The sequence below is a fragment of the Tsuneonella flava genome, assembly GCF_002870965.1.
Lineage (GTDB): Bacteria > Pseudomonadota > Alphaproteobacteria > Sphingomonadales > Sphingomonadaceae > Tsuneonella > Tsuneonella flava.
The window spans coordinates 112,916-120,886 of sequence record NZ_PHSO01000011.1; the positions used below are offsets into that span (position 1 = coordinate 112,916).

10 protein-coding genes are annotated in these 7,971 nt (G+C 58.7%); 7 read left to right on the top strand and 3 right to left on the bottom strand.

Translation table 11 applies throughout. The features are described from left to right. Positions 1-648: 648 nt before the first annotated feature. The 3 genes from CV013_RS15070 to CV013_RS15080 form a co-directional block, all read right to left on the bottom strand. Complete coding sequence (locus tag CV013_RS15070; protein ID WP_102156518.1) at positions 649-957, bottom strand: hypothetical protein; 309 nt, start codon at positions 955-957, stop codon at positions 649-651. Positions 958-1,127: 170 nt separating this feature from the next. Continuing rightward, positions 1,128-1,415 carry an immunity protein Imm33 domain-containing protein gene (locus tag CV013_RS15075; protein WP_102156519.1) on the bottom strand — a complete coding sequence of 96 codons (288 nt, stop codon included), beginning with the start codon at positions 1,413-1,415 and terminating at the stop codon, positions 1,128-1,130. 18 nt (positions 1,416-1,433) lie between these two features. After that, the gene (locus CV013_RS15080; RefSeq protein ID WP_223805380.1) at positions 1,434-2,273 is read right to left on the bottom strand and encodes an RHS repeat-associated core domain-containing protein; all 840 of its coding nucleotides are present in this window, start codon (positions 2,271-2,273) and stop codon (positions 1,434-1,436) included. Between the two features lie 176 nt (positions 2,274-2,449). Between CV013_RS15080 and CV013_RS15085 the strand changes: the two genes are divergently transcribed. The 7 genes from CV013_RS15085 (at position 2,450) to CV013_RS15115 (ending at position 7,805) form a co-directional block, all read left to right on the top strand. Next, positions 2,450-2,860, top strand: coding sequence for a DUF2946 family protein (locus tag CV013_RS15085; RefSeq protein WP_102156521.1), 411 nt, complete (start codon positions 2,450-2,452; stop codon positions 2,858-2,860). Between the two features lie 74 nt (positions 2,861-2,934). Continuing rightward, on the top strand, positions 2,935-3,444 hold the full coding sequence (locus tag CV013_RS15090; protein WP_102156522.1) for a DUF2244 domain-containing protein: 510 nt from the start codon (positions 2,935-2,937) through the stop codon (positions 3,442-3,444). Then, positions 3,441-3,647 carry a hypothetical protein gene (locus CV013_RS15095; RefSeq protein WP_102156523.1) on the top strand — a complete coding sequence of 69 codons (207 nt, stop codon included), beginning with the start codon at positions 3,441-3,443 and terminating at the stop codon, positions 3,645-3,647. The genes CV013_RS15090 and CV013_RS15095 overlap by 4 nt, the downstream gene beginning before the upstream one ends. Then, entirely contained in the window at positions 3,647-4,168 is a 522-nt protein-coding gene (locus CV013_RS15100; RefSeq protein ID WP_102156524.1) for a copper chaperone PCu(A)C, read from the top strand. The genes CV013_RS15095 and CV013_RS15100 overlap by 1 nt, the downstream gene beginning before the upstream one ends. Beyond that, the gene (locus tag CV013_RS15105) at positions 4,161-4,817 is read left to right on the top strand and encodes an SCO family protein (protein WP_223805379.1); all 657 of its coding nucleotides are present in this window, start codon (positions 4,161-4,163) and stop codon (positions 4,815-4,817) included. Before CV013_RS15100 ends, CV013_RS15105 begins: the two co-directional genes overlap by 8 nt. Before the next feature lie 26 nt (positions 4,818-4,843). Continuing rightward, positions 4,844-6,922 carry a TonB-dependent siderophore receptor gene (locus tag CV013_RS15110; protein WP_102156525.1) on the top strand — a complete coding sequence of 693 codons (2,079 nt, stop codon included), beginning with the start codon at positions 4,844-4,846 and terminating at the stop codon, positions 6,920-6,922. A 16-nt stretch (positions 6,923-6,938) separates the two neighbouring features. Further along, positions 6,939-7,805: a DJ-1/PfpI family protein gene (locus CV013_RS15115; RefSeq protein ID WP_102156526.1), complete on the top strand. Its 867-nt coding sequence runs from the start codon at positions 6,939-6,941 to the stop codon at positions 7,803-7,805. Positions 7,806-7,971: the final 166 nt, after the last annotated feature.

Genomic DNA, 7,971 nt, shown 5'->3' on the forward strand with positions numbered 1-7,971 from the left:
CCCTAAACTCCGCGATCGCGGATCTGTACGTAAAGAAAGCTATACCCCCGATGATGAGCGCTACGATCGGGAAAGCGATCAACAGACCTCTGAGTGAGAGCGACATGGCATCACACTCGCGCAAACGCCCGATCTTAACAACTGTAATTGCGATGGTGGCTACAGAAGGATTCTGCAGGCGGCTTTCACCCGGTTACTAGTTGGGTCGTCAGGAAGTTGGGGATTGAGGGTCACTTCCGATTACCGTTTTCCAGTATTTTAATGACAATAGCAGACGGTCAGTAGCCGGCCCAGTTATGCTCCTTCATCTCACAGCTGATCGCCCGTCAAAGCTGTAGTGGGATTGAGTTGGGTCCGAGCAATTTTCCTGCCCAAAGCGACCCAAGCAGCACCCAAAGCGCGCAACCAGCCGAATGGCCCTTCGCCTTAGAGCGCTGAATTTCCCTACTGAAATTGGTGGTGCGCTTACGTGACTCGAACACGTGACCCCATCATTACGAATTTAGCAGAAGCGATTACAAAAGCCGATGTGACGCAATGATTTACGGACTCCCTTCCCTATCCAAAGCCACATAACCCAATCTCTACCCAAACTGGGTCGGAAACACGGTAGGGAAATTTGAACTGCGAAGTGCGATGGCAGGATCGTTATTTTCCGGCTGTCCAATCAGGCCCCAAATGGGGTGGGTGGGGTAGCACGAATTGCGTTTCGGAGGGGCCCGGCGACGCACACAAAAAGAAATTCAGGAAGCTCTCCACATCGTAGACGTAGGTATTGCTTCCATCCGATGTGAGGTTGCCATTGGCATCGTAGGTGAAGCTTGCCGGACCCGCCGCGGTATACTGGTTGAGCCCGTTGGTCGTGTAATTGCGATCGACATTGGCATGACCGGTCCACGCATAGGCATCGTTGCTCCGCGTCGTACTGGCGATCTGCGAGGCCGGATTGCGGGTCATTTCTGATTGAGATGCTGCCACACCCCAAAATCACACTTTTCCCTCGCAACATCAATATCTTGTGCCAGTGAATCTTCGCGTACGGTGTGCCGATAAGTCACGCATTGCCGGGTAACGATCCGGTGAAGATGCCTTAACGGGATAAGAGGGTTTGCAAAGTGTTTCGCTTATCAGTCATCCAGAAGCGTCCAAGCATCTTCCTTCGAGTTTCGCAAAATTCGAGTGCCCACAGGATAATCGATAAACGGTCGAAGAGTGCTATCGGACTCGATAACTTCATGCACAGTCCAAATTTGGGCATTTTCAAAATTGGATTGATCTTTCGATCCTTCGGTAAACTGCCATCCGCTGTCTTCCGGAGCCATTGGCTCTGACCGTTCGGCGTACAATATGTCAGCAATTCCCAAAGCGATATTTCTAGTGACTATCGCACCTAGTTCCAAAACTTGGCTGGCCATCAATTGCTCCTATGAAATCTACCAGAATTGCCACCAAGGCTCGGATGGAGGAGTGTCGCTCTTTCGGACGTTTTCAGGTGCTGACAAAACTCGAGCATTCGATGGGTCGTTCGTCCCCCCATTGGCGCGAGGGTTATGATGATCAATCTGCGCAGCATTCCTAGGAGTCGAAACGCCTCGCATCGACCTCTGCGATGGCTGCAGGACCTGCCCCGATTTATCTGATCGAATAACACCGCCATTTCGAGCACGATTCTGCGCATAGATATCTCGTTTTTGAGCAGCAGTGAATGGTTTGCCCGGCCCGGCGGAATTTCGCGTGTTGTTCGCATACCCTTGGTTATTATAATAGCCTCTACCGGCAGTCGCCGTTGTAGCTTCTTGGGAAGCCTCGTCAGAAACTCTTTGGGCAACACCGTCGGTGGTCCTTGCGATCTGATCGGCAACTACCACTACGGCAACAGCTTGCGGATCACCATTTTTCAATCCGCTGCCCAGTTCACTGAATGCGGTGCTTACGAAATCAACGAACCCTTCGAAAAGGCCACAATCAGAGCCTGTTCCAGCATTACTGCACTCCATCCCCGTCGGATCGACCCCATTGATCGGATCATTTGCGACGTAAGCGTATAGGTTTACCTGGTCCTCATACCCGACAGGGTCGGTCTGGAGGAACCGTCCGAGGGTGGGCGAGTAGATGCGGGCCTTGTAGTAATACAAACCGATCCCGTCGAGCCATGCCTGCCCGGTGTACTGGAACCGCCCGGTGTTACCGCTGCCGGGGATGCCGTATTCGTCGTAGGTGTTGATCGCGATGCTGGCCCCCACATTGGTGTCGAGGCGAGCTTGGTTGTTCACTGAAAGTCCTGCTGGATTAAGGCGACCCATAAAAGATGCCCAGATTTGCGCGTCAGCTATGCGCCCTAATTTTGGTCATTCGCAGCTTACGACCCTACACCCATAAGAGGCCGTTCGTGAAACGCTCAAACAATATCGCTGACAGCGTGATCGCTTCCGCTTAAAGGCTCTGCGCGATGCAACCATTGCGCGCCTTGATTCGGGAGCACCGCCACCTCGCGCTGGCGCTTCTCGTGCTGGCGTTTTGCATAAAGGCGGTGATCCCCGCAGGCTTCATGGTGTCCGCATCCAGCGACACTGTGCTTACCGTGACGATCTGTTCGGACAGCGCGAATGGCCTCAAGGCCATGCAGATCGTGATCCCCGGCAAGGAACAGGGCAGCGGACATTCGGACAGCGCAAAGAAGGGCGAGCACTGCGCCTTTTCGGGTCTCGCCAAGGTCGCCGTCGGCGGTGCCGATGTCATCCTGCTCGAACTGGCTTTCGCCTTCATTCTCGTACTCGGCCTCGCGCCGATGTGGCGTCTGCCGTTCCGGCAATTTTCCTACCTCCGCCCGCCATTGCGCGGGCCACCGGCAGTAGCCTGACAATCCAAGCCTGATTTGTCGGCCCTACCGGCTCGCGCCCGAATTGCGCGCGCCGGTCTGTCGGAGTTTCACACATGTATTCGATACATAGCTGCCCCGGCGGGCAGCCCCTGGCGGAGGAATCCGTCCGGTCCGCGCCCGAGGCGGGCCTTGTCCTGCATTTGCGGGAGAACCGATCGCAGCTTTCCCAGGAAGCGCGCGTCACTTTCACTGTCCTCATCGGCCTGTTCATGGCGATGGCGATCCTGCCCGCAATCAAGGGCGAAATGCTCGTTCCGATGTTCGCGCTCGGCACCATGGCGCTGCTGGTTGGTGCCATCGAATGGCACCAGCGCTCGCAGCCCGCTGCCGAGTGGCTAGCAATCGGGGACGATCGGCTGCGCTGGACCAGCAACCGCTGCGATCCTGTTGACTTGCCTGCACGGGCAACGCGTCTGGTTCAGGATGAGGCCGTCCCGGCTGGTTTGCAGCTCTTCCTCGAAAGCCAGTGGCAGCGAGTCGAGATCGGACGCTGCCTCAGTCTCGAAGAAAAGCGCGCAGTCGCCACGCTGATCGCCCGCCAACTCGGGGAGGTGCGCGCATGATTTCCTCCACTCTGAGCGATCGCAAGGCACAATTGCTGCTACGCATCCGCTGGCTAGCGTGGGGCGCGATTGCGGCCCTGCTCGCCGCGCATCTCGCCGTTTCTGTTGCACAGTCGGCCCAACCCGAAATCCTGCCGCTCGAACAGTCCGCCGCTCATTTCGGCGTGACCTGCGGGTGCTCCCACAATGTGGAGACAATTTGATGTTCATTCGTAACATTTTCACCGCTACCGCTCTTGCCGGCTCGATCCTGCTTTCGGCCTGCAATTCCGCTCCGCAAGCGGAAGCGCCTACCGAGGAAGAAGCCGCCACAAGCCAGATTGCGATCACGACTCCATGGTCGCGTGAAACCGCCGAGGGCCAGGATGCGGGCGGGGCCTTCATGACGATCGCCAACAGTGGCACCGCTGCCGACCGCCTGACCGGCGGATCGACCCCGGTGGCAGGTGAGCTGCAGGTCCACACGGTCGACATGACCGATGGCGTCATGCGCATGCGACAGCTGGAGGACGGGCTGGAAATTCCCGCTGGCGGCTCCGTCACGCTCAAGCCGGGCAGCTTTCACATCATGCTCATGCAGCTGAAGCAGCCGCTCAGGCAGGGTGAAGCCGTTCCTGTTTCGCTGACCTTTGAAAAGGCGGGGACAGTCGAGGTCGAACTCACCGTCCAGCCCGTCGGCGCGCAAGGTCCGGCGGTCGAAACGATGGGAGGCGACGATGGCTGACCCGTTTCCCGAACTGGAGGAAGAACAGACTCCTGAGCAACAGGCCGCAGGCATGAAGACCTTCCGGATGATCGTCTGGCTGCTCGTTACGCTCGTCGCGGGCATTGGCCTGTTCGCATTCTTCGGACCGGAACAGCACACTGCGCCGGATGAGCCGGTCAGTTACGGCGACACGGTCGGTGGTGCATTCTCACTCACGGCGCCGGATGGCTCCACGGTCACAGACCAAACGCTGTCAGGAAAGCCGTTCGCGATCTTCTTCGGCTTCACTCGCTGTCCGGACGTGTGCCCGACGACCCTTTCGCGCCTGGCCCAGTTGCGGAAGCGTATGGGGGCAGACGGGGACAAGTTCCAGATCGTCTTCGTCTCGGTCGATCCCGGATATGACAGCCCCGAGGATATCGGTCGCTATGTCGACCTGTTCGGCACGCCGATCATCGGGCTGACGGGATCGGACGAAGCAATCGCTGAAGTCGCTGCCGCTTACCACGCCTTCTACGAGAAGGTTCCAGTCGAAGGCGGCGACTACACCATCGACCACACCGCTGCCGTCTACCTCATGGATGCCGACGGCAAGCTCCAATCCATTATCGACTACCACGAAAGCCCGGACGCCTCGCTCGCCAAGCTCGAGCGACTCATCGACTGACAATCAGACAACAGGGAGACACCATCATGAGAATTTCCATCATCGCGCTCACGGCGGCATTGGCCGCACCGACGAGTGCCTTCGCTCAGGACCAACAGCAGGAGGGCTGGACGCCGGACACGATCATAGTGACTGGTGAACGGGACGAATACCAAGTGCAGGACGCTGGCGTGCTACGCGGACCCATCTCGATCCAGGAAACCCCGCAATCGGTGCAGGTGCTGACCAGCGCCCTGATCCAGGATCAGGAACTCAACACGCTCGATGAAGCCTTGGCGAACATATCGAACGTGACGCCATCCTTGTCTTCGGAAATCCTGCTGACCAATCCCATCGTGCGTGGTTTCCAAGCGGAGATCTTCGCCGACGGCCTGATCGGCTATGGCGATACGGCAGTGAGCGATCCCGCCAGTCTGTGGAATGTCGAGCGGATCGAGGTAGCCAAAGGGCCTACCGCGACCTTGTTCGGCGGCGGCGTCGGCGCGCCGGTCGGCGGGCTGATCAATCTCGTCAGTAAGACCGCCAATTTCGAGAACGGTTTTTCCGGCCGTGTGCGTGTCGGCAGTTTCGACACTTACGCTATTGCGGCGGATGGTAATTTGGCTTTGTCCGACAATGCGGGAATCCGACTTGTCGGAGAATATCAGAGCGCGGGCGATTACATCGACGAGGTCGACATCGACCGAATTCTGCTCGCCCCCTCGATCCGCCTTCAGCCGGCCGAAGGCACGGAGATTGTCGGTCGCATCACCTATTCGCGCGTGAAGCAGCTCGAATATACCGGCCTGCCTGCCACCCTGGCGGACGATCCGACGGTAATGCGTGACCGGTTCACCAGCGCCAGCGATGCCCCGCGCTCGGTCATCGAGAATTTCAGCGGCAGCCTCGATGTTACGCAACAGCTCGCCAGTGGCATCTCGGCCAGCGTCCGCGTGCGCAGATATAAGAGCAATTTCGACGAATACAGCTCCTCACCATATTTCGCCTTTTTCCCTTGCACCGGGACAGTCTGTCCCGAATTGAACGGCGTACTCCGCTCCGATGTGGGGGAATGGACGGTTGACGGATCGCTAACCGCAGAGGTCACAACCGGCGGTATCGAACATGTCCTGCTCGTGGGTGCGCAGTGGGACAAGGTTCACTATTTCGGCACCATTGGCTCCGACCTGTTCAATGTGGGGCTGATCGACCTTGCCGACCCGGCAAGCAACCTCAACTACATCCTGCCGCCGGACGGTCCTCCCTCGATCAACGAATATTCGACCTTAGCGCTCTATGCGCAGGACCAGATAACGATTGGAGACCGCTTCCACCTGCTCGGCAGCATCCGGTACAGCCGCATGCGGATCAACGAGGTGGCAGGCGGCGTAGGCAATGACGAGGTCTATCACGAGATCAATCCGCGCATCGGCGCTACCATCGATCTCACCGAAGGCGTTTCGATTTTCGCGGGCTATGCAACCGGTTCCCGGCTGCCCCTGTTCTTCAACGGCACCAACTCGCCCATGCCTGAAGAGTCAGAGAGCTTCGAAGGCGGGCTCAAGCTGGCGCTGCCCGAATTGGGTCTGTCCGGCACGATCTCGGCCTTTAAGCTGACACGCACCAACGTGCCGACCCCTGATCCGAACACTTTCCTTACGTCGATCCAGACCGGACGACAGGAAAGCAGTGGTCTGGAACTGGATCTGATCTACGAGCCGAGCCGGGCATTCTCGCTCCTTGCTTCCTATGGCTATGTCGATGCCAAAGTCACCGAAGACACCGTGATCCCGGTTGGCGACAGGCTGGCCCGCGTGCCGCACCATCGCGGGCGGATCGCCGCGCGATACCGCTTCCTTAACGGGGCGATGCAGGGGTTCGAGCTTGGCGCAGGCCTGACCGGTGTATCGGACGCCTATATCACGCTGCCCAACGGCGCGAAGGTGGATGGCTATGTCGTGGCAGACGCACAGGCATCCTATGATTTCGGGTCGGTCCGCCTCGGTCTGCGCGTCGATAACCTTTTCAACCGCCGCTACTTCACCCCTTACTCCTACTACGCACAGGACGTCGTGCGCCCGGGCACTCCGCGCTCGGCCTTCGTCACTGCCGCGTTCAACTTCTGACGAAAGGACTGGTTAGATGACCATCGACAGACGCGCCCTCCTGGGCGGAATAACCGGGGCAGCGATGCTCGCCCCCTTCCTCGCGCTCGAGCGCGCCATGGCGCAAACCGCCAGCGCTGCGAGCGGCAGTCCTTCATTGGAAGAGCAGCAGGCCATGGCAGCCCAGCATGATACGATCATGCAAGACCTGCTGGGCGAAAACTTGTTCCGGCAGGAAGAGATAGCGATGCTGGTCTATCCCAAGTTCACGGCACTGGACCTGGTGGGGCCGCATTATTTCTTCGCCTGTCTGTTCGGGGCCAAGGTACATCTGGTGACGACCGAGGCAGACCTCTCGCCGCTTGCTTCCGACCTCGGCCTCGCCATAGCGCCAACCATGCGCATGCGGGACGTGCCTGCCGATCTCGACGTTCTGTTCGTGCCCGGTGGTACCGAAGGCACTCTGGCAGCCATGGCGCGCCCGGATGTGATGAGCTGGGTGCGTGATCGCGCTTCGCGGGCCAGACATATCACCAGCGTCTGTACTGGGTCGATGATCCTCGCAAAAGCGGGCTTGCTGCAAGGCAAGCAGGCGACCTCGCACTGGGTGACAAGGCCGGTTTTGGCCGACTACGGCGCCACGCCGGTGGATGAGCGCGTGGTCAAGGATGGCAACATTGTCACCGGCGCAGGCGTTTCTGCTGGTCTGGATTTTGCCATCGCACTGGTCGAAATGCTGCGCGGCCGCAACTACGCCGAAGCGCTGGTGTTGCAGGCCGAATACGCGCCTGAGCCACCGATCAGGGCCGGAACACTCGACACCACTTCGCCAGATGTCGGCAACATGATGAACCTGATGTTCGCCCCGGTTGCGGAACAATTTCGGGCTCTTTCCGCCAGCTAGGCTCTGGCGCGGGAAGCACAGCGATTGCCGGGAGTTGTAATACCACTCTCGGCTTCGCAAATCTCGTAAGGTCCTTCAGGCGCGAGGTCGGGTAACATTTCCAAGGCTATCCGTTTGAACCGGACCGTCAGCCTGCGGCCCAATTATGGCCCTTCATCTCACAGCT

Coding starts and splice junctions, on each gene's coding strand:
- CV013_RS15070 (WP_102156518.1), bottom strand. CDS start 957: ATGACCCGCAATCCGGCCTCGCAGATCGCCAGTACGACGCGGAGCAAC.
- CV013_RS15105 (WP_223805379.1), top strand. CDS start 4,161: ATGGCTGACCCGTTTCCCGAACTGGAGGAAGAACAGACTCCTGAGCAA.
- CV013_RS15095 (WP_102156523.1), top strand. CDS start 3,441: ATGATTTCCTCCACTCTGAGCGATCGCAAGGCACAATTGCTGCTACGC.
- CV013_RS15085 (WP_102156521.1), top strand. CDS start 2,450: ATGCAACCATTGCGCGCCTTGATTCGGGAGCACCGCCACCTCGCGCTG.
- CV013_RS15115 (WP_102156526.1), top strand. CDS start 6,939: ATGACCATCGACAGACGCGCCCTCCTGGGCGGAATAACCGGGGCAGCG.
- CV013_RS15100 (WP_102156524.1), top strand. CDS start 3,647: ATGTTCATTCGTAACATTTTCACCGCTACCGCTCTTGCCGGCTCGATC.
- CV013_RS15110 (WP_102156525.1), top strand. CDS start 4,844: ATGAGAATTTCCATCATCGCGCTCACGGCGGCATTGGCCGCACCGACG.
- CV013_RS15090 (WP_102156522.1), top strand. CDS start 2,935: ATGTATTCGATACATAGCTGCCCCGGCGGGCAGCCCCTGGCGGAGGAA.
- CV013_RS15075 (WP_102156519.1), bottom strand. CDS start 1,415: ATGGCCAGCCAAGTTTTGGAACTAGGTGCGATAGTCACTAGAAATATC.